22 protein-coding genes and 1 tRNA gene are annotated in these 22,478 nt (G+C 62.5%); 10 read left to right on the top strand and 13 right to left on the bottom strand.

Going from position 1 to position 22,478, the window contains the following annotated elements:
* Positions 1 to 54: 54 nt before the first annotated feature.
* The 3 genes from ACOOFN_RS12070 (at position 55) to ACOOFN_RS12080 (ending at position 3,255) form a co-directional block, all read left to right on the top strand.
* Positions 55 to 1,149 carry an NAD(P)/FAD-dependent oxidoreductase gene (locus ACOOFN_RS12070; RefSeq protein WP_420431817.1) on the top strand — a complete coding sequence of 365 codons (1,095 nt, stop codon included), beginning with the start codon at positions 55 to 57 and terminating at the stop codon, positions 1,147 to 1,149.
* A 56-nt stretch (positions 1,150 to 1,205) separates the two neighbouring features.
* On the top strand, positions 1,206 to 2,009 hold the full coding sequence (locus ACOOFN_RS12075) for a hypothetical protein (RefSeq protein ID WP_420431819.1): 804 nt from the start codon (positions 1,206 to 1,208) through the stop codon (positions 2,007 to 2,009).
* A gap of 100 nt (positions 2,010 to 2,109) precedes the next feature.
* Positions 2,110 to 3,255 carry a DUF2336 domain-containing protein gene (locus ACOOFN_RS12080; RefSeq protein WP_420431821.1) on the top strand — a complete coding sequence of 382 codons (1,146 nt, stop codon included), beginning with the start codon at positions 2,110 to 2,112 and terminating at the stop codon, positions 3,253 to 3,255.
* Here the strand turns inward: ACOOFN_RS12080 and ACOOFN_RS12085 are convergent.
* The 4 genes from ACOOFN_RS12085 to ACOOFN_RS12100 form a co-directional block, all read right to left on the bottom strand.
* Positions 3,231 to 3,704 carry an Hpt domain-containing protein gene (locus tag ACOOFN_RS12085; protein ID WP_420431823.1) on the bottom strand — a complete coding sequence of 158 codons (474 nt, stop codon included), beginning with the start codon at positions 3,702 to 3,704 and terminating at the stop codon, positions 3,231 to 3,233. The two genes, ACOOFN_RS12080 and ACOOFN_RS12085, sit on opposite strands and share 25 nt — an antisense overlap.
* A 62-nt stretch (positions 3,705 to 3,766) precedes the next feature.
* Complete coding sequence (locus ACOOFN_RS12090; protein WP_420431825.1) at positions 3,767 to 4,114, bottom strand: hypothetical protein; 348 nt, start codon at positions 4,112 to 4,114, stop codon at positions 3,767 to 3,769.
* Positions 4,115 to 4,223: 109 nt separating this feature from the next.
* Positions 4,224 to 5,000 (bottom strand): NAD kinase, encoded by a 777-nt coding sequence (locus ACOOFN_RS12095; protein ID WP_420435067.1) that lies wholly within the window; start codon positions 4,998 to 5,000, stop codon positions 4,224 to 4,226.
* 37 nt (positions 5,001 to 5,037) lie between these two features.
* Complete coding sequence (locus tag ACOOFN_RS12100; protein ID WP_420431827.1) at positions 5,038 to 6,093, bottom strand: DUF2336 domain-containing protein; 1,056 nt, start codon at positions 6,091 to 6,093, stop codon at positions 5,038 to 5,040.
* A gap of 147 nt (positions 6,094 to 6,240) precedes the next feature.
* On the opposite strand from ACOOFN_RS12100, the gene ACOOFN_RS12105 reads away from it, so the two are divergent.
* Positions 6,241 to 7,008 (top strand): class II aldolase/adducin family protein, encoded by a 768-nt coding sequence (locus ACOOFN_RS12105; protein WP_420431829.1) that lies wholly within the window; start codon positions 6,241 to 6,243, stop codon positions 7,006 to 7,008.
* A gap of 92 nt (positions 7,009 to 7,100) precedes the next feature.
* A complete protein-coding gene (locus ACOOFN_RS12110) occupies positions 7,101 to 7,772 on the top strand; it encodes a hypothetical protein (protein ID WP_420431831.1) in 672 nt (223 codons plus the stop codon).
* Here the strand turns inward: ACOOFN_RS12110 and ACOOFN_RS12115 are convergent.
* Complete coding sequence (locus tag ACOOFN_RS12115; RefSeq protein WP_420431833.1) at positions 7,769 to 8,257, bottom strand: c-type cytochrome; 489 nt, start codon at positions 8,255 to 8,257, stop codon at positions 7,769 to 7,771. The genes ACOOFN_RS12110 and ACOOFN_RS12115 overlap by 4 nt on opposite strands.
* A 203-nt stretch (positions 8,258 to 8,460) precedes the next feature.
* On the opposite strand from ACOOFN_RS12115, the gene ACOOFN_RS12120 reads away from it, so the two are divergent.
* The 3 genes from ACOOFN_RS12120 to ACOOFN_RS12130 are packed head-to-tail and all read left to right on the top strand — an operon-like array spanning position 8,461 to position 11,304.
* Entirely contained in the window at positions 8,461 to 9,762 is a 1,302-nt protein-coding gene (locus ACOOFN_RS12120; RefSeq protein WP_420431835.1) for an MFS transporter, read from the top strand.
* Positions 9,763 to 9,808: 46 nt separating this feature from the next.
* A complete protein-coding gene (locus ACOOFN_RS12125) occupies positions 9,809 to 10,213 on the top strand; it encodes a DUF1330 domain-containing protein (protein ID WP_420431837.1) in 405 nt (134 codons plus the stop codon).
* On the top strand, positions 10,210 to 11,304 hold the full coding sequence (locus ACOOFN_RS12130) for a DsbA family protein (protein WP_420431839.1): 1,095 nt from the start codon (positions 10,210 to 10,212) through the stop codon (positions 11,302 to 11,304). Before ACOOFN_RS12125 ends, ACOOFN_RS12130 begins: the two co-directional genes overlap by 4 nt.
* Here ACOOFN_RS12130 and ACOOFN_RS12135 read toward each other — a convergent pair.
* The 5 genes from ACOOFN_RS12135 to ACOOFN_RS12155 form a co-directional block, all read right to left on the bottom strand.
* Entirely contained in the window at positions 11,284 to 12,471 is a 1,188-nt protein-coding gene (locus tag ACOOFN_RS12135) for a HupE/UreJ family protein (protein ID WP_420431841.1), read from the bottom strand. The genes ACOOFN_RS12130 and ACOOFN_RS12135 overlap by 21 nt on opposite strands.
* Positions 12,468 to 13,250, bottom strand: a complete 783-nt coding sequence (locus ACOOFN_RS12140) for a hypothetical protein (protein ID WP_420431843.1) — start codon at positions 13,248 to 13,250, stop codon at positions 12,468 to 12,470. The genes ACOOFN_RS12135 and ACOOFN_RS12140 overlap by 4 nt, the downstream gene beginning before the upstream one ends.
* Positions 13,247 to 15,520, bottom strand: coding sequence for a DUF3604 domain-containing protein (locus ACOOFN_RS12145; RefSeq protein ID WP_420431845.1), 2,274 nt, complete (start codon positions 15,518 to 15,520; stop codon positions 13,247 to 13,249). Before ACOOFN_RS12145 ends, ACOOFN_RS12140 begins: the two co-directional genes overlap by 4 nt.
* A 131-nt stretch (positions 15,521 to 15,651) precedes the next feature.
* The gene (locus ACOOFN_RS12150; RefSeq protein WP_420431847.1) at positions 15,652 to 16,986 is read right to left on the bottom strand and encodes a hypothetical protein; all 1,335 of its coding nucleotides are present in this window, start codon (positions 16,984 to 16,986) and stop codon (positions 15,652 to 15,654) included.
* Positions 16,987 to 17,225: 239 nt separating this feature from the next.
* A tRNA-Thr gene (locus ACOOFN_RS12155) sits at positions 17,226 to 17,301 on the bottom strand.
* A gap of 100 nt (positions 17,302 to 17,401) precedes the next feature.
* Here ACOOFN_RS12155 and ACOOFN_RS12160 point away from each other — a divergent pair.
* Complete coding sequence (locus ACOOFN_RS12160) at positions 17,402 to 18,601, top strand: APC family permease (RefSeq protein ID WP_420431849.1); 1,200 nt, start codon at positions 17,402 to 17,404, stop codon at positions 18,599 to 18,601.
* Between the two features lie 19 nt (positions 18,602 to 18,620).
* On the opposite strand, the gene ACOOFN_RS12165 is transcribed toward ACOOFN_RS12160, so the two are convergent.
* Entirely contained in the window at positions 18,621 to 19,025 is a 405-nt protein-coding gene (locus ACOOFN_RS12165; RefSeq protein WP_420431851.1) for a DUF1761 domain-containing protein, read from the bottom strand.
* Between the two features lie 84 nt (positions 19,026 to 19,109).
* Between ACOOFN_RS12165 and metG the strand changes: the two genes are divergently transcribed.
* Positions 19,110 to 20,825: a methionine--tRNA ligase gene (metG, locus tag ACOOFN_RS12170; RefSeq protein WP_420431853.1), complete on the top strand. Its 1,716-nt coding sequence runs from the start codon at positions 19,110 to 19,112 to the stop codon at positions 20,823 to 20,825.
* On the opposite strand, the gene ACOOFN_RS12175 is transcribed toward metG, so the two are convergent.
* On the bottom strand, positions 20,822 to 21,547 hold the full coding sequence (locus ACOOFN_RS12175; protein WP_420431855.1) for an ABC transporter permease: 726 nt from the start codon (positions 21,545 to 21,547) through the stop codon (positions 20,822 to 20,824). The genes metG and ACOOFN_RS12175 overlap by 4 nt on opposite strands.
* Positions 21,544 to 22,452, bottom strand: a complete 909-nt coding sequence (locus ACOOFN_RS12180) for an ABC transporter ATP-binding protein (RefSeq protein ID WP_420431857.1) — start codon at positions 22,450 to 22,452, stop codon at positions 21,544 to 21,546. The genes ACOOFN_RS12175 and ACOOFN_RS12180 overlap by 4 nt, the downstream gene beginning before the upstream one ends.
* Between the last annotated feature and the right edge of the window lie 26 nt (positions 22,453 to 22,478).

Below are 22,478 nucleotides of genomic sequence, written 5' to 3' on the forward strand. Positions count from 1 at the left end.
GCACTCCTCGAAAAGCACGCTAGTTTGCGTGTCCCCGACATGAAGCCGAGCCGAATGACAGTCAAATCAACTTCGCGCGCGCGGATCGCGATTGTGGGTGGCGGAATTGCCGGATTGGCTTGTGCGTTTGAGCTCTCGCGCCGTGGGCTGGTCCCGACCGTTATTGAAGCCGGCCGGGCGGGCGAGGGCGCACTCTGGGCGTCAGGTGGCATGTTGGCGGCCGCTTTCGAAAGCGCAGAATCAGATGCCAGCCCCGACATGGCAGCCCTGGCGCGGCGGGGGCTCGAGCTGTGGCGCGACTGGTCGGAACTACTCGAACAGGACGCCATCGGCTACCGGTCGGCCGGCTCGGTGTCGCCGGCATCAGGTGCGGCCGGTCGGGCCTGGCTGGAACGCCTTTCAGCCACCGCCAGCCGGCTCGGGTTTCGCGCCGACCCGGTGACGCCACCAACAGGAATAAAGGCCGATGCGGCGTTGCGTTTCCCCGAAGATGGTGAGCTCGACAATCGGTTGCTGGGCCAGCGCCTTGTCTCGGCGCTGCGCGCGGCGGGCGTAAAAGTTCACGAGAACCGGGCGGTTACGGCGATCGAGGAAATGACAGGCAGCGGCGTCGAGTTGACCTGCGGAGCCGACAAGATGCGCTTTGATGCCGCTGTCCTGTCGACCGGGCATGACACACGCCTGGCGACCGTTGATCCTGCGTGCAACGCCATTCTCCCTGTCAGAGGCGAGATGCTGTCCGTCGGCGCACAGGGCCTGACCCTGCCGGGCTGCATACGCGCCCAGGCAGTCTATCTTTCGCAGAAACCGGACCGCCGCATCGTGATCGGGGCGACGAGTGAAGCCGGTTCGAGTGATCTGGCGGTCGACTCCGACGCCATAAGCATTCTGCGGGATCGCGCAGTTGCCTTGTTCCCCGGATTGGCAGGCGCGCCGGAAGTCGAACGCTGGGCCGGCATTCGCCCCGGCACCCGGGACGGCCATCCCATTCTCGGCGAAAGCAGTACGCCCGGCGTTTTCCTGGCCCTCGGGCTTTATCGCAATGGCGTCCTCTTCTCGCCTGCAGTCGCAGAAGTGCTTGCTGACGCCGTGCTCGGCGGCCGGCCGGTTGCGGCCAGCTTCTCCGCGCGCCGCTTCGATGAGCGTTAACGGCAAGTTAGCGGCTGGACCGAAGACTGCGTCGTGAATCAAATCGAGTCGATTTCATGAGCACGATTTCTCCGGCATCTGAATCAACGCATGCGCTGATTGCCCGCGCTTCGCAGGAAACCGGTGCGGATTTCGATTTCATGGTCAGGACAGCCGCGCGGGAAAGCAATTTCGATGCGAACGCCCGTGCTTCGACATCAAGCGCGGCAGGCATGTACCAGTTTCTCGAGCAGACCTGGTTCGCGATGATGCAGCGCCACGGTGCCGATCACGGCCTCGGGCGTGAAGCAAACCTCATCGAGCAGGGCGAAAACGGGCGCTATTCGGTAGACGATCCGGTCGAGCGACAACGCATCCTTGATCTCCGGTTCGACGCCGGAGTGGCTGCCCGCATGGCGGGTGAGCTCGCTGCCGAAAACGCGGCCCTGCTGGAGAGCCGAATTGGTCGTCAGCCGACATCAGGCGAACTTTACGCCGCACACTTTCTTGGCGCAGGCGGTGCTTCCGAATTGATCAATGCGGCGCAATCGACTCCCACTGCGCGGGCAGACGCCTTGTTTCCCGCCGCTGCTGCGGCCAATCGCAACGTGTTCTTCGATGGTGGCCGCGCGCGAAACGTGCGCGAAGTGCTTGCCGGGCTGACGCGGGAAGAAGCTGTGTCGATCCCATCGCGGGAAGCGCCGGCCGCACCGAATTCGAGTGTGCCCCTGCGTTTCGAATCCCCCAGCCTGGATCAGGCTGCACCCTTCCTGTCGCGTCGCATTGGCCTGGCCGGGAATGGCGGTACCTTGTCGCCGGCAGTCGTGGCGATCCTCGCGTCGCTCGATGCGCCGGCGCGTGACGACGACAACCGCAGTTAACTTTTTAGCCCGCCATGCAAGGAATCGTTAACGCGAGAGGCGGAGCCTTGTCGTCGAAGCGAATCGAATCGACGCATTCGCTGAGCAACGGGACGGGCACATGAGCCTTACAGCCATGCGGTCACGATTGACCGACCAAGACATCCGGCGCCTCGTCAAAGGCGAGTCAGCTGAAGACCGAGCCTTGGCAGTTCGCAAGATCTGTCAGCGCATCGACACGCCAGATCTGACCGAGCAGGAGCGCGAGGCGGCGAATGCCATCATCGCCATGGTTGCCCAGGATGCGGCAACGCTTGTGCGCCGCTCCCTGGCGGTCACGCTGCGGCGATCGCATCATCTTCCGAGAGAAATCGCCATGAAGCTGGCGATGGATATCGAATCCATTGCCGTTCCGGTGATCGCCGGAAGTCCGGTGTTTACCGAGGAAGAGCTCGTCGACATTGTTCGCAACCAGCCGGCCGCGAAACAGGCCGCGGTGGCAGCGCGCGAGACGGTCACGAAACCGGTCATCAACGCCCTGATCGATTATGCTGATGAAAGTGTGATGGGAATTGCAGCGGCAAATGACGGTGCCGAGTTCGACCTCGAAACCTACGAGCGGACAATCAACCGGTTCGCGCATTCGCAGACCGTTATGGATTCCTTTGTTTCGCGCGCCGCCTTGCCGATCGAGATTACCGAGAAGATCATTGCCCGCGTCAGCGACGATGCGCTGCAAAGGCTCGTGCGGCGTCATGCCTTGCCGCCGCAAATCGCGGTCGACATGGCAGAAGAGGCGCGCGAGCGGGCGACCGTCGACCTGGTCGATCAAGCCGGTGTCGCGCCCGACATGCCGCGCTTTGTTGCCCAGCTGCAAACGTCCGGCCGACTGACGCCGTCGATCATATTGCGTGCACTAATGCGCGGACACATGTCCTTCTTCGAGCACGCCGTGGCCATTCTCGCGGGCGTGCCGCATTCGAAGGCATGGTTGCTGGTCCATGATGCGGGGCCGCTTGGCCTGAAAGCCATCTTCGAGCGCACGGGGTTGCCGCCGCGACTGCTGCCGGCAATCCGGGCCGCGATCGAAACCTATCATTCGATCGAGATGGGGTCGGGAGAGGAAGGACGGATCATTTTCCGCCGTCGGCTGGTCGAACGTTCGCTGACCCAGTTCCAGAGCGTCCCAGAGGAAGACCTGGAGTACATCCTGGCCCGGTTGGACCAGGACGAAAGCGAGGATTACCCTGCCGCCTTGGCCGGCTGATCCTCGAATTCGGCGACCATTTCGAGAACCTGCGTTTCCAGTTCTTCGGCGAGCGCCCGGCCGACCGGGTTGTTCTCGTCGCGAATATCCTGGCGCAAGGCAGCACGTATTGCTCCGGTGTGCGCAATCGCCAGTTTCGCGCTCGCAATGGCGCGTTTTTCGTCCGTCTCGATCAGCTTGGACAGCGACGCCGCCATCCGCGTGATGATCGGGAAATTGTAAGTCGTCCCCATGCCCCGCAAATCGTGTGCGCGCGCAAACAGCTCGAAGCCGGCCTCGCCGTCCAGACCTTCGGCCTGGACGCGATTGGCAGCCACTTCGAGTTTGCCGACTTCCGTTTCAAGCCATTCGGAGAAGACATCCTTCATGTCGTCGAGCGCTTTTTCCGCACGTGCAATGGCTTGTTCGTCAATCGGTCCGATTCGCCCGCCGATTTTGACCCGCAGCATGTTCGGCGGGGTTATCATCTCAATGGGTTGTTGCTTCTTGACCATTTCGGGACGTCCTCGGTTCAGGGAGTGGCGGCGTGCGCAGTCGACGGTGCTTGAGATCCGGATTCGGCGAGGCTGTTGGTGAGCAATTGCGCCAATTCGGCCGGACGAAACGGTTTGGCAAGCGCGTTATCCGCTTCGGCGGTGACGGATCCCGAAACGAGGCGAACCATCGGGATATCAAGACCGGATTGTGCCTCAAAGGTGTCGGCGTCGACGATCGCGATGTCAAAGTGTTGCGTGTTTGACTGCTGCCGCGCTTCGCCGGCATCGCCGACACTCGCGGCTGACACGCAGCCCATTGCAGACAGAACGGTTTCCAGCGATTGCCGGAATCGTAGTGACGCGCTGCAGATGAGTACCGTCATGTCTAGCCTGCCGGAAAACGATTGCATTCTAACCACCCATTGCTGTCGCCTTTGACAAGCGAACTTGGTGAATGCACTAGCAAATGATGTTTAACGGCGGCCTAAGCCATCAGGCTTGGAATTGCTCGATCAGAATGCGTTCGCCAAGGGCGCGACCCTCGTCGAACAACATGTGGAGGCGCACATCGTCTGCCTCTTCGATGTCGACAGACACAATGTCGCGAAACTCCTGATTGTCGGCGACGGCCGAGACGGGACGTTTTTCCGGCTCGAGCACTTCGAACCGCACCTTGCTGTCATGGCTCAAGAGGGCGCCGCGCCAGCGGCGCGGGCGGAAAGCGCTGATCGGCGTCAGCGCCAGCGCCCGGGAGCCAAGCGGCAGAATCGGGCCGTGCGCAGAGGCATTGTACGCGGTCGAGCCCGCTGGCGTGGCAACCATGATGCCGTCGGCGGCCAGCTGATCGAGGCGGATACGTCCGTCTACCGAAATCCGGATCTTGGCGGTTTGGCGCGTCTCGCGCAGCAGTGAGACCTCGTTGATGGCGAGCGCGAAAAATGTTTCTCCCGAGATATCCGTACCGGAGGCCCGCAACGGATGGATCGAGGTTTTCTCGGCCCGACTGAGATGATCCAGCAGATCGTTTTCTGCCGGATTGTTCATCAGAAAGCCGACCGATCCGTAATTTATCCCGTAAACAGGTATGTCCCGGCCGAGAACGGCGTGCAGCGCTTCCAGCATCATGCCGTCGCCGCCGAGAGCAACCACAACATCTGCACTAGAGAGATCCGCATTGCCGTATGTTGCGGCCAGCCGCTCGGCAGCTGCGCGCGCTTCCGGTCGCTGGCTTGCCATGAAGGCGATAGCCGGATTTTCAGGCAGGTCTATGGGGCTCACTGACGCCTCCGGAAATGGAAGGTGTCATTCAATCCCCGGGAACCAGGCGGCGCAAGGCATCATAGGCGCTTCCGGGCGTGTATTTCTGGAAGACAGTGGCTGCGCCAGCCATCGCGTCGGGTGACAAATCTGCCTGGACGCGGCCAGCGCGCTGCATCCCCCGCAAAACAGACGGGAACAGATTCGTGTCGATCCGTGCTGCGCGGCAGGCCAGTGCCGTGGCACGTACACTGGAGATGCCCACGGCCGTCCGCCACTGATCTGCCGAAATACCGCAAAGATCCGCGATGGCATGGTCGAACAGGACGGTCTTGCCGTCGGCAATCGCGCGCACTGCGACCGTGCCCTTGAGCTGACCTGCCGCGGCCATCCGCGCCACGATAATTCGCGCTTCCTCGTCTTCATCCTGTTCTGGTGCCGCTGACGTGTCCTGGGATTCGAGCGAATCAAGGACACCGGGCGACAGGTCGAAATGGGCCTCGACCTGAGAGCGGACCGCGGTCGAGATTTCGTCCATCAGGCGTTCAATCAGAGTTGAAGGTATGTCGTCGCGTTCCAGTAACTGCCGCGAAATGTCCGGTGCCTGACCAGCCGCATTGATACATTTCGTTATGGTGGTCGAAGACAGGCGCGCCGACTGGTTGGCACTGAGTGCAGAGAGCACATCGATTTCCGACCTGCTCGCAACCGCATCGGACACAGCAATGCCGATATGGCGGCGCTCGGCGATCAGAACACGGTGTTCGCGGCTGCCTTGCTTGGCAAGCTCCACGAGATCATCGGATTCCAGAACCTGGCTCCTGGCAATGACCGAAGCAGCCACGCTGGGCGCATCGAATGCCAGAAAACGGACAATCCCCCGCGGTGCCCAATCGCATTCGCTAAGGCGGGCCGCCATCTTGATGCGGACACTTTCTTCCACCTTGTGTGCCAGCGACAGCAGAATGTCGTTGGCCAGCGGTTCGATACGGTTGGTCAGCGGTTTGGCGACACAAATATCCGTCACGCCTAGAGCCAAGGCTGCCCGGCTTTGCGGATCGCGGACGCGCGCCAGCTGTGTCAGGGCTATACCGATACTGCTCATTGCCTTGCCGATTCGAACCTGCCGATGAGGTTATGTTACATCAGTGCTGCCCCGACATGGTTTATTGACCGTTAAATCGACGATTTGCGGGCGAGATTGACGCGGCGGGACTTGCGAACGATCTTGGGTCCGCAAAGGGAGGAATTCATGGACGATCAGGCGCCACAAAGCGTGAAAGAACAGGTTTCCGAGGAAGAGTGGAAAGCCCGCTGCGACCTTGCAGCGCTTTACCGGCTCGTGCGCATGCATGGCTGGGATGACCTGTTTTTCACGCATATTTCGATGCGCGTGCCCGGACCGGACGAGCATTTCCTGCTCAATCCCTTTGGCCTGCTGTACGAAGACGTGACGGCGTCGAATCTGGTGAAAGTGGATCTCGACGGCAATGTGTTGCCGCCTTCGACCTATGGCATCAATCCGGCCGGCTTCACCATCCACTCGGCCATCCATGCGGCGCGCGAGGATGTGACGGTCGCGATGCACCTGCATACCGACCAGGGCGTCGCGGTGGCCGCGCAAAAGGATGGATTGCTGCCGATCTCCCAGCTGGCCATGAATATCATGTCGGACGTCGCCTATCACGACTATGAGGGCTTGGCGCTGGTCGAGGAAGAAAAAGCACGCTTGGTCGCTGACCTCGGCGAGAAACACACGATGATTTTGCGAAATCACGGCACATTATCGGTTGGCTCACACCCGTTTCAGGCGTATTTACGTATTTATCTACTTGAGCGTGCATGTCGGATACAGACCATGGCGCAAGCGGGCGGGGAGTTGATCCACTGGGACAAGGAGATGCAGGACAAGGTCTACAAGCAGGGCGAAGAGGGCGTGCTGAACGAGTTCTTCCTCGAAATCGCCTGGGCTGCCCTGCGCACGCGCGTCGACCGGGAGTCGCCAGGTTACGATCAGTAGCGGTCCTGCTCATATTTTGTGGTTTCGCAGCGCCCGCTGATGCCGGAGCCTGGGGCCAGGACAAGGGCCGGGGCATTGTCATCTCCGGCCTTTTGCTTTCACAGGCCGACGATCTGATTGATCGGGAAGGACGCCGGCAGGCCGGGCTCCATTTCTCCAAATTCGAAACCTCGCTGTATTCGGAATTCGGTCTGACAGAGCGTCTGACGCTGGTCCTGCAGCTCGCCGGTCAGCAGGTCAGCCAGGACAATGACGGCATCACCGATACCGCATCGGGTCTCGCCGCGAGCCGGCTTGGCCTTCAGTTCAAGGTGTTCGAATCCGGGCGCTGGATTGCCGCGAGCCAGATTTCGGCTGTCGTCCCGGGCGGGGGCGAGAATGTCGCCGACCGGCCGCTGGGCGATGGTGCTAACGGGATCGAGATGCGGGCGCTCGTCGGCCGTTCACTCCGGCGTCGCGGATTTCTCGACCTGCAGTTCGGTTACACTTGGCGAAGCGACGAATACCCGTCCGAAACCCGTTTCGACGCCACGCTGGGCTGGCGGTTGTCGGATCGCTACAGCGTGATGGCGCAATCCTTCCTGACTAGCGGTGCCACCGACCGGCGCCGCAACAACCGGTCCTTTGTCCAGCACAAGGTTCAGATCAGTGCAGGCCGGCGATTTCGGCGCGGCGAGCTCATGCTCGGGGCATTTACCACCGTCCACGGCCGCAATTCGATCGCGGAATCCGGTGTCGTCATGAGCTGGTGGCGGCGCTTTTAATCGGACGCCGCGCCGGTTTCGTACATCAGATAGGCGATGACATTGCGGCGTTCCTCGGCGTCGCGCAGGCCGACGAATGACATGCGGTTGCCGGGCAGAAATTCGCGCGGATTTGCGAGCCACGAATCGAGCTGCTCCGGGGTCCAGATGAAGTCCGCATCCCGCAGCACCTGCGAGTAATTGAAGTTTTCCGCGCTGCCAACTTCACTGCCGAACAATCCGTAGAGATTGGGACCGACGCGGTGACTGCCGGCCTCCGCGACGGTGTGACAAGACCCGCAGCGCCTGAACAGCCGCCGGCCGAGATCGTAATCAGCTGTATCGTAGGGGGCGGGCAGTGCTGACAGATTGACCGATGAAACCGGGGCCGGCGTGTCTTCGGATCCGTTCGGCGCTGCCGCTGCCCCGGCTTGATCCACAGTTTCTCCACCATTGCCGCACGCAACCAGCGCGCTCGCACTCATCAGGACGGCTATCCAACGCATGTAAATTCCCCTCGCTTGGCGTCTGGCAAACTAAACGAACTCACGGGCCAATCCAGCCGCACCGCATGCGGTACGACATCGCACAGCTTGTCTTGCAGCCGGATTGCATCTTGCGCGTGGTCCCCGACATTTGCGGTGGGGCGGGTATCGTTTACTGGCTGAGCGCTTGCCGTGTGACCTTTACGGCCCTAGTTCCGGACCGCATGAGCAACGAGAGCGCCGATAGCTGGTTGCGTCCGGCGTTCAACGCTGTGGCGATTGACGATGAGGGCCGGGCTTGCCCGGATATACCGGAGAGCGCGTGCCGTGAGGAAGCTGGAAAATTCTTTCGCCATGTCGGATCGCTGGCGCTGTCGAAAAGCGCAGACGGGCTGATCGATCCCAAGCTGGTCTTGAGTTGGCTGCTCCTGCAGCTGGGGGCGCCGGCAGCGTTTGTCGGCCTTCTGGTTCCGATTCGGGAAGCAGGTGCCTTGCTGCCGCAATTGTTCACTGCCGGTGCGCTGCGCCGTCTGCAGCAGCGCAAATGGGCGTGGGCAGCGGGTGCCGCCGTGCAGGGTCTGTCTGCGCTGGTCATCGCTTTCGCTGCGCTGTCGCTGGAAGGCCAGCTTGCGGGCCTCGTCATTATCGCCGCTCTCACTGTACTGGCACTAGCGCGCAGCGTCTGTTCCGTCTGCTACAAGGACGTGCTGGGCAAGACCGTAGACAAGTCGCGTCGCGGCACTGCGACAGGCCTTGCGGGTACGATCGCGTCAGTGACTGTGATTGTCTTTGCCGGCCTGCTCGCAACCGGGCTGGTCGAGCGGCTCACCCTGGTGACGATCGCCTTGTTCCTGGCCGCAATTGCGTGGCTGGCCGGCGCTGCGCTGTTTACGACACTGCGGGAGGCGCCGGGCGCGACGGAAGGCGGCAAATCGGCCATCTCAGCGGCGATGGAAAATCTCTCCTTCCTGAAGAGCGAGCCGCAATTGCGCCGCTTCATTCTTGTGCGGTCGCTACTGACCGCCACCGCTTTGGCACCGCCTTTCATGATCGCAGCCGCACAGACCGATAGCGGCCTTTCGCTGGGTGCTCTGGTGCTGGCCTCGGCGCTGGCAGGATTGTCGAGCAGCTATGTCTGGGGGCGTCTCTCGGACCGATCGAGCCGCAAGGTGCTGGTGTTTTCAGCAATCGCCGCTGCCGCTGGACTGGCTGCGACGGTTGGATTCGCGCTCGCTGGATGGCTGCACCCGCTGTTTGCGCTACCGCCTGTGCTGTTCATGCTGATGATTGCCTATCAGGGCGTCCGGCTCGGTCGGTCGACACACCTTACCGACATGGCCAATGCGGACAACCGCGCAGCATTCACGGCTTTGTCCAACACGATTGTCGGCCTTGTACTGCTTGCGGGCGGTGTGTTCAGCGTGATTGCAGCGTTTTCCGGTCCGGTTCCGGTGCTGGCTCTAATGGCAGTGATGGCGGTCCTCGGCGGACTTCTGGCGCTGGGACTGGAAGAAGTCCAAGCTTGACCCGGCGATAGGGGTGCTGCCTCCTCTCGCTCAAGGGAGGGACCGAATGAAAAATGCCCTGGAGCCGACCGAGGCACAGATTTCCCGCTTCATGGAAGCTGGCGGTTCGCCGGTCTCGATGCTGAACCTGTTGCGGTTTCGTGAAAAGGCAGCCTATCCGGACGGGCGCGATGCCGATCTGCCCGGCAAGGACGCCTATTTCCGCTATGCCGTCCCGATGACTCAGTTGGTGCTCAAGGCTGGCGGATCGTTGGATTTTACCGGCGATATGGGACCGCTGCTGATCGGCGAGATCGAGGATGACTGGCACATGGCCGCAATCATGACTTATCCGTCGCCGAGAACCCTCGTTGAGATCAGCCTGACACCGGAGTTTGCCGAGATCGCCGTTCACCGGAAGGCCGGGCTGGAAGGTCAGTTGCTCATTCCCTGCCGCACGTCAATGCCATGAGCTTGCGATCGGCATTCACGCAAATCCTGACCAGCCGACGTGTGCGCAGCGTTGCCCGAGGCTGTCGCGCCGTGGCGCGGACAGTTGCGCGGCGGCACCGCACGCTGGTTCTGTTCTACGAAGCAGACGAGCCGTATTCCGAGCTTCTGCTCGACGTCCTTCCCGGACTGGCGCGCGTGTACAATGTCGATTTCGAACTGCGTCCCGTCGGACCGCCAGACACCTCCGCCGCGCCGGAGCCGGAAAAGCTGGCCCAATGGGCGCGCCGCGATGCCGAAGCGCTGCGGCGGACCTATCGGATTCCACGCAGTCATTCGGATGTCGAAGCGTTGGGCGATCCCGATGACAATGCCCGTTGGCGGCAGGCCCATGGCCATTACGGAAGCGGGATGATCTGGTTCGAGGGGGAGTGGTATTGGGGTATCGACCGCCTGCATCATCTCGAACGGCGGCTGGGCGCCAATGATGACGAGCTCGTATTCCCGCCGATCGCGGAACCTGACGGGCCAACAGGCGGCGCTTTCGACATGTATTTCTCGCTCCGCAGTCCATACAGTTATCTGGCCATGATGCGCGCGCCGGTGCTGGCGAAGCGCTGGCAAGCGGATCTCATGCTGAAGCCGATCCTGCCAATGGTGATGCGTTCACTGCCCGTGCCGCGTGCGAAACAGCTCTACATCGTCCGCGATGTGAAGCGCGAAGCCGAACGCTTCGGCCTGCCATTCGGCAGGATCGAGGATCCGGTGGGCAGGGGCGTTGAACGCGGACTGGCGGTCCTTCATCAGGCCATTCCCGACGGCAAAGGTGTCGACTTCGCCCAGAGCTTCTACACGGGTGTCTGGGCCGAGGGCATAGATGCAGCAAGCGATGCCGGGTTGCGGCGAATCGTCGAGCGCGCCGGGCTGGACTGGGCTTCTGCGCAGGACGCATTGTCCGATGAAAGCTGGCGCGAGGCCGTCGAGGCCAACCGGAAGGAGATGTTCGCCCTGGGTCAATGGGGTGTGCCCACATTCCGGGTTGGCGACCGCGCAGCGTTCGGACAGGACCGGCTGTGGCAGGTCGGGCGCTGGCTAGAGGAAGGCGCGGCCTAGGAACCAGTAGCTGCCGAGCCCGGCGAGGCCGGCGATCATGGCGGTCCGGCCGGTCGTCAGCACCTGGTCCGGCGCGATCCTGCGCAAGAATGAGATAACGGCGAGGGCGATGACGACAATGGCGATCTGCCCAATTTCAACCCCGAGATTGAAGGCGATCAAGGATGCGATCAGTGCCTCGCCCGACAGATCGATCTCGAGCAGGATGCCCGCGAACCCGACGCCGTGAACCAGGCCAAACCCTGCGCTCAGCGCTGGTGCCGCCGTATCGATACGTCCGCCAGCCGCAAGCCAGTGGAAATAGGTAACCGTCAGGAGGATCAGACCGAGCCAGATCGGCCAGGCCAATGCGCTGCCGGTCAATGCGGCGAGAGCTGCGAGGGAGAGAAGGGCTGCTCCGCCACCCCAGCCAGCCACATGGAGCCCTTCCTGCCGCGTTAGCGCGGCTTCGGCTGCGATGAACAGGATGGAAAAGCCGATCAGTGATTCCACGGCAGCTCCGGGGGGCGAGACCCAGCCCGTCACGGCGAGCGCCAGAGTCACCGAATGACCCAGCGTGAAGCCGAGCGTGACAATAGCGATCCGCCGCCAGCCAGACACCAGAAGCATCAAGCCCAGTACGAAAGCGACATGATCGGGGCCACCGATAATGTGCGTGAAGCCCAGCGAAAGAAATCGCGACCAGTTTGCCTGTGACGTTTCACTCCCTGGTTCGAACTCTGCCGTCGTGCGGCCGCGTGACAACACCTGTTCGGAAATTCCCTCGGTGCTTTCGAGGCGGATAAAGTGGACATGGTTGGCGGACAGCGGCGAGAAAACACGTACATCGATTGCGAGCGTGCCGCCAGCTGTGCAGGTCCAGTGGCTGCGGGCCTCCAGCCGTCCGTCCGGACGCAGCTGGATGAGGGGCGGTGCGTCGAGGGCGCAGGCCTGTTCGCCGCGCCGCAACTGAAGGCCGTCGATCAGTCTTTCCCGATAGGCATTCTCGAGGCTGATTCCACCGGAATCCAGTGCCAGCAAGAGCGTGGCTTGCCGTGCTTCGAGATAGAACCGGCCAGAGAGGCCGGTCTCCGTTTCGGTCCAGACGGAGTTCGAGCGACTGCGCTCATGCGCCTGTGCCGATGCCGCAGCCAGCACCGCGAGGACGAGCGCCAGCAGCGTTCTCATTCGTCGGGCAGGGGTTGGCGCTCGATAACCGCCGCCCGGCGCAATTCGGCCAGATAGTCCTCAAGCGCAGCCTCTTCGGCGCGTTCCTGCCAGAGCACCTCGATGCGGCGTCTTTGGTTCTCGAAGCGCGGAACGCCGGCCGGCGTGTATTCGGTCACGGTAAGCCAATGAAAGCGGCCGCCAAGCTCCACCGGGCCGAGTGTCTCACCCGGCGTGGCAGATTGCGCCGCGAAAACCAGCGCGTCGCCGAGATAGCGGCGCAGATCGGTGGCGGTCAGCAGGCGGTCCGGCGGGTGGGCGGCCGGTCGCCGCCGCGCACCGTCCGGTGTCGCGGCCGATTCCCAGCTGACCCGGTAGCGGTCCTCCGCGGAGAAATATTCAATGTTGGCTTCGAAAAAGGCGCGAAGCTGGGCGTCGGACGGCAAGGGTTCGGCATTGGCGCGGGCAAAATCGATCATCGTCATGACAATGGTACGGCGCACGTTCGAGGCATTGCGCGGCATGTCGAGCGCCAGCCCGCGCTGGAACAGTAACTCCTCGTCAATCAGGCGCTCGATGGCGCGCACGGTATCGTCTGTCGTCAAAGGGTTGCGGCTGTCACGCGCCATGGCTTCCAGCGCGATCTCGATGTCCTCGACCGGAATGACTTGCCCGTTGACGATGGCGGCAGCATCGCTTCCGGCTGCGACGTCGCTTCGGTCCGGCCACAGGGAAGCGGCCAGCACGAGGATACCGCCCGCCACGGCGCCAGCCCCCCATCCCCACCGGGTAAGGCTCATTCGACGACCACGCCGGGTGCGTCACTGGCGATATGGGCCAGATAGATGGGCGAGGACCAGGCGCGGTGCTCGACGTCGACCGCGCAATCCTCGCTCATGTCGGTGCGATAATCGCCGAAACACGGGTTGGCTTCGATGCACCGGCCGTTCTCGTCATAGGTGCAGCGCAACGGGTCGCCATTGACCTGGCCGGACGGTTGCTGGATGGCGCGCACATAATAGACGGTGTCGCGACCGGCTTCAGCAAATTCGGGATCACTGAAGACGACTTCGCAGCCTTCACCAACGTCATCGCAGGGAAGCGTTCGCCAGGTGTCCTCGATAAGCCCGTCCAGCGGTTCGCCATCCGCGACTTGCGGGCGGATGCGCACGATCTCGATGCGGGTGATCCGATAGCGTTCATTTGCCGGGTTGTAGCATTCGCCGCGGCAAAGCTGTTCCAGTCGGTCCGGCGACAGGCCGCGAACCGCGTAATCGGGGCAGCCGGGGTTCTGGCGCAAGGAACCAGCTGCGCGGACACGGAACACGGGATCGCCGGCCTGCTCGACGTTGGCGCCCATACCGGCAATTGCATTTCCATCTGCATCGATCATGTCGAACCAGAGCAGCTGGCGCAGGCCGGATGTTGCGTAAACCTGCCGGTTCTCAAGCGCCGACCAGAGGCCGTTTCGAGAACGCTCGCCGACATGAGCTGCGACCAGTCCGCCGCCGGTAAAGAAACTGGCCTGGCGCTCGAGCTCGGTGATCTGGAAGCCGGCGGTCTGGATCAATTCCTCACGGGTAATGGGGCTGGATTGCGCCGGGGCTTCGCCGTCAGGCGGCAGAAAACGTTCCGCGATGTCCTGGCTCACGGCACCGCCGGCATCGGTCATGTAATGGCGTTCGAAGGGCTTGTAGCCGATGCCGGGCCTCGCCGTATGGGTGTCCGACGAGCCGATGAAGCCCCAGCGGAAGCGGAATTCCTCTCCATCGTCAGCGAAATGCGTGGTCGCCAGTCCGGCCTGCACGCTGGTGGTCGGGATGTGATTGAAAGCCGGCAGGAAGCAATCCCGGCACTGACCGGAGTCCAGCCAGTCTTCGGGCGCTTCACCCAGCACGGTGAGATGGCCTGCGAGACCGACAAAAGCTGCGTTCTCGCGGGCGATCATCGCGCGCTCGTCGCAGACATCTGCAGACAGGCCTTCGTCCTCGCAGCGCTCGCGAATGATCTCGCCGGCGCGCCAGCAGGATGGAAGAAAATCGTTCGAAGGCGACGGGCAGACGAGATTGTCGACATCGCCGATGACCGGCCGCCAGGGACGGTATTCCTCGGAATTGCCGTGGCCGGAAAAAATCTCGATCAGGCGGAAAGCCTCGGGCCGCTGGGCGGGATCGAGTTGCTTGTTCCAGCTTGTTCCCGGCGGCGTGTAGAAGCCCCAGGCAGAACCGTGCGGGATGATAAGCGGGTCAAGTCCCTGGCTTTCCAGGCGCGCGACGAGTTCGCCGGGCGTTGCTGCGATCTCATAGCAATCGCGGGGCAGGGCGCCGGATTCGGCTGTCTCGTCACACAGGGGCACGTCGCGCACATCCTGAACGAACCTGCCGAAATCGTAATAATCCTGCCGGTTTGCGAGATCGAGAAAAGCAATCTGCGGCGGCAGCATGGCTTGCGCATTGTCCCGCAGGGCCCGGACGGTGACGCCGGCCGCGGCAATGGGCCGTGCGGCGATCTCGGATGGATCGAGCGAGCGGAAGATCACGTTCTTGTGGCCGTAATGATCGTCCGGAAAGGCGCCGACCTGTGTCCATTCGAAGCCGACAAACGGGATCACGTCGGGTATTCCGTCTGCATCCGAGCGTGCCGCGCATTGCTGCACGGTGTCGATGATCTGGCTCCAGCGCGTCGGGGTCAGCGCTTCGGCGTGATCGGTGGCGGCCCAGAAATCGAGGGCGGAACAATACCGGGCGAAATCGCAGGCATCCGCCAGCGGATTGGCGCCTTCACCGCGCAATAGCGGCAAGGCCCAGACGAAAGCGTCGGTAGAGAAGGTGGAATGCACGTGCAGATCGCCGAACAGGATCTCGGTGTCTTCCGGTTCGCCGAGTATTTGCGCGGTCTCGTTTATGCGCGCGATCCGGTCCTCGATGGTTTGCGACGGCACCGCCGCCCCTGTGATCTCGCCGGGCCCACGCGGCTGGCCATGCCAGCCCTGGAAAACACCGTAGACATAAAGTCCGGCACAGATGGCGATGATGACGGCGATCGATCCGGCGATCAGCAGATAGCGCATCCTGGCCTCCCCCTGGTCAGACACCCAGCCTAAGCAGGATCGCGCTGGCAGAAAACAAAATCCGGTCCGGCGGGCGCGAAAAAAACGCCGCCGGGGAAGCCCGGCGGCGCAGGTTCTGGAATTATCGCGGTCTAGCGCGAATAGAGTTCCGAGATCGACAGCACGGCATTGGCCGTCGATGAGCCGTAAGTACCGACCCAGATATCGTACTGGCCGGAAATCGGTGCCATGCGGAGCAACGGGTTCAGTCCCTCATTGCCGCTGTCATCATCGCAATGCCAATTGCCGTTGGGATCATTAATCACGAGCGTCGTGTCGGACCCCGACCCGACCGAGAAGTAGAGCTCCGGGAAGGAGCCGCCCTGGAACATCAGCCGGACATCCGGTGCATCGGCGATGAAGCCGGCACACTGCCCGCCGCTCCAGTTGGAGGCGCTGTTGCTGCCGCCGGCGACGACCTGGACCTCGAACGGATCAGGCGTGAAACCGGAGCGAAGCGTATACGTGCCATATGTCGGGTTCAGCGAATAATCGGGTCCGGAAGACTGAGCCGGGGGCATGGCCGGGGCGCTGCCATAGGGCAGTTCGGAGATCGCCAATGTTGCCTGCGCCGTATTCCGCCCGTAGGTGCCGACCCAGATGTCGTACTGACCGCTCATCGGCGTCAGCTCGACCAGCGGATCGAGGCCTTCTCCGCTGTCATCATCGCAATGCCAGTTTCCCTGCGGATCGTTGACGATCAGCGTCGTGTCGGCGCTGGAGTCGGCCGAGAAATTGATGCGATCGAAGGAGCCGCCCGTAAAGTTGACGCGGACGTCCGGCGCCGTGGCGGCATAGCCGGCACATTCGTAATTCGTCATCGCGCCGACATCGGTATTGCCGCCGGCGACAACCTGGACCAGCTGCGGATCAGGCAGGAAGCCGGACCGCAGGTTCAACGTGCCGTAAGTCGGATTCAGCGTGTAATCGGGACCGGCGGGCTGCGCCGGTGCGCTGCCATAAGGCAGTTCGGAAACCGCGAGTGTCGCCGGTGCCGTATTCGGGCTGTAGGTGCCGACCCAAATGTCGTACTGGCCGGAGATTGGCGTCAGTTCGATCAACGGGTTGAGGCCATTTCCGCTGTCATCGTCGCACCACCACGTACCGTTCGGATCGTTGACGATCAGCGTGGTATCGGCGTCCGACAGCGCCGAGAAATTGATCCGGTCGAACGAACCGCCAGAAAAGTTGATGCGCACGTCCGGTGCTTCGGCAGCATAGCCGGCGCATTGTCCGCCCGTGGCTGCTGACACGTTGTTCGGGCCGCCTGCAATGACGTTGATCGTCTGCGGATCGGGCAGGAAGCCCGATTGCAGGTTATAGGTCCCGTAGGTCGGGTTCAGATTGTAGTTCTGGGCGGCGGCCGGGACCGACAGCCCCGCAGCTGCGACCAGAGCGGCACCAAGCGCCGCGCAACGATATTTCATATTTTTTCCCCTTTGCCTGACGCGGAAGACCGCGTGCGTGGCGATTATGCGCCGTTCCCGCGGTTAAGCAATGAAATCCGGAGGGGCCGAGGCCTTAAGCGGGAGGTGGGCATTTCCGGGGCCATTACAAACGTTTCGGCCGAAGCTTTCGAAGAGAGCAAAGGCCCCTGCCGGGGCATTCCGCATCTAATTTTGATCCACCGGATCATAATTTCTGTCTCCAGCAGACTGATTTGGAATGGTGCCGGCTGAGGGACTCGAACCCCCGACCCCCTGATTACAAATCAGGTGCTCTACCAGCTGAGCTAAGCCGGCCCCGCGCGTGCCGTCCCGGCCGCGTTGCGCCATCCTGATAATCGGGTCAATCGTCGTGCACAAGCTTTCGCTGCTGAACAGGCTCTGCTATCGGCAGGAGATGATCCGGCTCAAGCGCGCTGTCGGCCTGACGGGCCTGACCTTGTACGGGCTCGGCGTCACGCTGGGTGCAGGGATTTATGCGCTGATCGGCGAGATGTCGGGCGCCGCCGGTCTGCATGCGCCCCTGGCCTTCTTGCTGGCGGGAGCGCTCGCCGCCTTCACCGGCCTGTCCTATGCCGAGCTGTCCTCGCGCTATCCGGAAGCGGCGGGGGAGGCCGCCTATGTCGATCATGCCTTTTCACGCCGGTGGATCACCGGCCTGGCCGGTTATGGCGTGGTGGTTTCGGGGTCGATCTCGGCGGCGGTCGTGCTCAACGGGTTTGCCGGCTATCTCTCCGAACTCGTTGCGCTGCCGTCATGGATCCCGGTCCTCGTCGTGATCACGGTCCTGGTGGCCATTGCCGCCTGGGGTGTCGAGCTCTCGATCTGGCTGGCCGGCGCCATCACCCTGGTCGAGGCGGCTGGCCTCATCCTGATCATAGCGGTCGCGGCGCCGGATGCGCTGGCGGCGCCGCCGCCCGCGATCGCCACCGGCATTCCGTGGCCCGGCGTGTTCGCGGCGACCGTCATGGCCTTCTTCGCCTTCATCGGCTTCGAGGATATCGTCAACATGGCGGAGGAGACCAGGAGCGCCCGCCGCACTGTCCCCCTCGCCATCCTGCTGACGCTGTCGATCTCGGCCGTGCTCTATGCAGCGGTGTCGTTCGTCGCGGTGAGAGCGGTCGACCCGGTCCAGCTGGGGCAGGAGGCCGGCCCGCTGGCGGCCGTGTTCGAGCAGTCGACCGGGCTGTCCGGGGCGCCGGTCGCGATGATCGCCGTGCTGGCCATGATCAATGGCGCGCTGGTGCAGCTGATGATGGCGTCACGCGTGCTTTATGGCCTGGCGCGCCGCGGTCTCGGTCCAGCGCCGCTGGGCCGGGTGCATCGCGTTCTACGAACGCCGATGCGCGCAACGCTACTCGCTGGCCTTGTGGTGGCAGCTCTGACGCTGACCGGTGCGCTGGGTCCGCTGGCGATTGCTGCGTCGACGGTCACCCTGCTGGTCTTTGCACTGGTCAATGCAGCCTTGATCGCCGTGCGGTCAAAATCCGTAGTCGTGCACGACAACGGCTTCAGGGCGCCGGTCTGGGCGCCCTATTTCGGACTGGTGGCGAGCCTTGGTGTGGTCGCCGGCGTGATCGTACAGACCCTTGGTTAGCTGCCCGCTTCGGGTGTCGTTACAAGAAGCTGAAGATGACCCCTGCAAGCGCATAGGCGACCAGCTGGTTTCCAAGGTGGATGCCGGTGAGTTCGAGCGATTGGCGTTCCCAGATGTGTTTGAGCATCTCAGTGGTGGCCGCGAAGAAGAACCAGGCCATGATGGAAATGTGCAGCGTGGCCATGAGGCCGGACTGACCGGTCACATGGATCAGAAAACCGATGCCGAACGAGGCGATCAGTGAATTGACCACGCCTTTGGCCATGGTCAGGCCCATATTGACGTCCTTCATCGACTCCTCGGTGAAGCCGTTGAGCGCCATCCAGCGCTTGCCGAACAGCGGCCCGTACCAGACCATGCCGACGAGCATGAAGCCGACGGTCGAAAGCAGAACTGCAATGATACTGACGCCAAAAACGTCCATGACTTTCCTCCCCAGTCATTCGCGCGTATGTCTCGCGCAACAGGGGAAAACTCTAGAATTAAAAGGGACAAAGGCGAAGCGAAAATGGCCCGTTACCTGATCACGAGCGCGCTACCTTACATCAACGGCGTGAAGCATCTCGGCAATCTCGCCGGCTCGATGCTGCCGGCCGATGTCTATGCGCGCTTCCAGCGGCTGTGTGGCCACGACGTGCTCTACATCTGTGCAACCGACGAACACGGCACGCCCGCCGAGCTAGCGGCGGCAGCGGCTGGCGTCGATGTGAAATCCTATTGCAACCGGGAACACGAGATCCAGCGCGCCACGGGCGAGGGGTTTGCGCTGAGTTATGACCATTTCGGCCGCACGTCGGGCGCGCCCAACCACCGCCTGACCCAGCACTTTGCCGCCGTGCTGGAAGACAGGGGGTTGATCGAGGAACGGGCGGACGAGCAGGTCTATTCGATCGACGATGCGCGCTTCCTGCCCGACCGCTATGTTGAAGGCACGTGCCCGCATTGCGATTTCGAGCGGGCGCGCGGTGACCAGTGCGATAATTGCGGCCGGCTGCTGGAGCCAACCGATCTGAAAGAGCCCTATTCGAAGATTTCCGGCTCGAAAAATCTGGAAGTGCGAGAAACGCGGCACCTTTACCTTCTGCAAACGAAGATGGAGCCGAAGCTTCGCGACTGGGTCAATGCGGCGGCCGATCACTGGCCGTCGCTTGCGGTCTCGATTGCCAACAAGTGGCTTGATGAAGGTCTGCGCGACCGTTCGATCACGCGCGATCTCGCCTGGGGAGTGCCCGTGGCGCGCGACGGCAAGGTCCGCGCCGGCTTCGAGAACAAGGTCTTCTATGTCTGGTTTGATGCGCCGATCGGCTATATCGGCGCGACCGAGGAATGGGCGCTCGCCCATGACGGCGACTGGGAAAGCTGGTGGCGCACCGACAAGGGCGCGGACGACGTCACCTACATCCAGTTCATGGGCAAGGACAATGTCGCCTTCCACACGGTCAGCTTCCCGGCGACGATCCTCGGCTCGGAAGAGCCGTGGAAGACGGTTGACCGGCTGAAGGCTTTCAATTGGTTGAACTGGTATGGCGGCAAATTTTCGACCTCGGAAAAACGCGGCGTGTTCATGGATACGGCGCTGGAGCTTTTGCCCGCCGATTACTGGCGCTGGTATCTGATCGCAAATGCGCCGGAAGGCTCGGACACGCAATTTACCTGGGAGCATTTCCAGGGCGTGGTGAACAAGGACCTCGCCGACGTTCTCGGCAATTTCATCAATCGTATCCTGCGATTCAACAAGTCGCGCTTCGACGGTGTCGTGCCCGAGGGAGGTGAACCCGGTGAACACGAGGCCTGGCTGGCGCGTGAGGTTGATGAACGCCTGGCCGCGATCGCGCAGAATTACGAGGCGATGCGGTTCCGGCAGGCGGCTGCCGAGACGCGTGCCCTGTGGGCAGCCGGAAATGAATATCTTACCCGCGCCGAACCCTGGACGCATTTCAAGACAGACCGCGACAAGGCCGCCGTCGGCGTGCGTACCGCGCTCAATCTCGCCGTGCTGATGGGCATCGCGGCGCAGCCGATTATCCCGCACACGGCGGCGAAAATCCTTAGCTGTCTCGGCGTGCCAGACGGCAATCGCCGGTGGCCGAGCGAGCCGGCGGTGGATTTGCTGGACGTGCTGCCGAAAGGCCTCGCAGTGTCTCCGCCGGACGTGTTGTTCGCCAAAATCGATGATGACCAGGTTGCAGAATGGACGGCGCGTTTCGGCGGAGAGGGGAGCTAGCTCCAATCCTTGCGCGACAGCCATAGGATCATCGCTGCAAAGGCGGTGAGCCCGCCAATTGCGCCGATGGCGATGGCCAACTCGCTGCGTGCGGCATCCGTCGCCAGCACATTCACCGGCAACAGCCACGGGAAGACCAGCCCCCAGCGCGAAGCGGTTGCGGCGACCGCCACGAAAGTGCCGCCGATGCCGACGGAAACCGGCAGGGCGAAACTGGCAAAGCGCAGCGCGATAGCGAGCTGGATCGCGGTGACCAGGAAGCTGGCCAGCCACATCAGGGCCAGGAGCCGCGCACCGGCGAAATAGGGTGGTGCGCCGGCCAGGGCATTGGCAGGAGCAAGTGCACCACCGAGGTGACCGGCAGCAAAGATTGCGGCCCAGACCAACGCGCTGACAAAGGCCATTAGCGCAATCGTCAGCAAGGCCTTGGAGGCAAAGACCTGCCAACGCGGCACACCCGTCGTAAGAATGTGCGACCAGGTATTTGTGCCGTGTTCCAGCTGGGCGATCAGCGCGGTCAGCCCGGTCGCCGTCATCGGCAGAAGGAAATATGCCCAGACGGCCATGCCCGACAGCGCCGTCGTCGTCCATTCGCCGCTGGCATTGCCGGAGATCATGACGAGCACGCCGAGGAGGAAAATCATGACCGGCGAAACCGCGACGATCAGCAGGACCAGCGATCGGCGCAGTTTCAGGAAGTCGGAACGCAAGACGCCGATCATGCCGATTCCTTTGTTAGTTGCAGAAAAATGTCTTCCAGAGCCGGCGGTTTCAGGGCGAGGCCGGATACTTCGTGGCCGGCCTCGACGAGGCGGCGGTTCAGCGCTGCTGCTTCGGTTTCAGTGACGCCGGGAATGCTCACGCCGCGGGGCGTATGGACGGCTTCCGGGTGGCCTGACGCTACGAGTGACAGCGCGCCGCCCGGGTCGCTGACTATAATGTCGAGCTGGTGCGGCGCACTCGCCATCAGCGCTGGCAGAGTGCCCTGAAAGAGCAGGCGCCCCTTGTTCATGACGCCGACATGGCTGGCCATCTGTTCGACCTCGCTCAGCAGGTGACTGGAGACGAGAATGGTCGTTCCAAAGCGCTGTGGCGCTTCAGCCAGCAACTGTCGAATCTCGCGAATGCCGGCCGGATCGAGCCCGTTGGTCGGCTCGTCAAGAATGAGAAGGTCGGGTTGGCCGAGAAGGGCGCGGGCAATGCCAAGCCGTTGGCGCATGCCGAGCGAGTATTGTTTCACCTTGCGTTTGCCGTCTGCGGTGAGATCGACAATCTCGAGTACGCGGGCGATATCGGAAGTTGGCACCCGTTTGAGGCGGCAGGTGAGGGTAAGGTTCTCCACCCCAGTGAGATTGAGATAAAGCGCCGGCGACTCGACCATCGATCCAACGCGCGACAGAGCAGTCTGGCGATCGACGTCGAAATCATGACCGGCAATTTGGGCTGTGCCCGCATCGGGGCGTATCAGGCCCAGCAACATGCGGATGGTCGTGGTCTTGCCAGCGCCGTTCGGGCCGAGGAAGCCGTAGATTTGGCCGCGCTGGACTGTGAGGTCCAGCTTGTCGACTGCCGTCAACTTGCCATAACGCCGGGTCAATCCCAGCGTTTCGATTACGGTCCCTGTCATGCCGGCCAGCAAGCGGCGAAATTCGC

The sequence above is a fragment of the Hyphobacterium sp. genome (genome assembly GCF_965217055.1).
In the GTDB taxonomy this organism is placed as follows: domain Bacteria; phylum Pseudomonadota; class Alphaproteobacteria; order Caulobacterales; family Maricaulaceae; genus Hyphobacterium.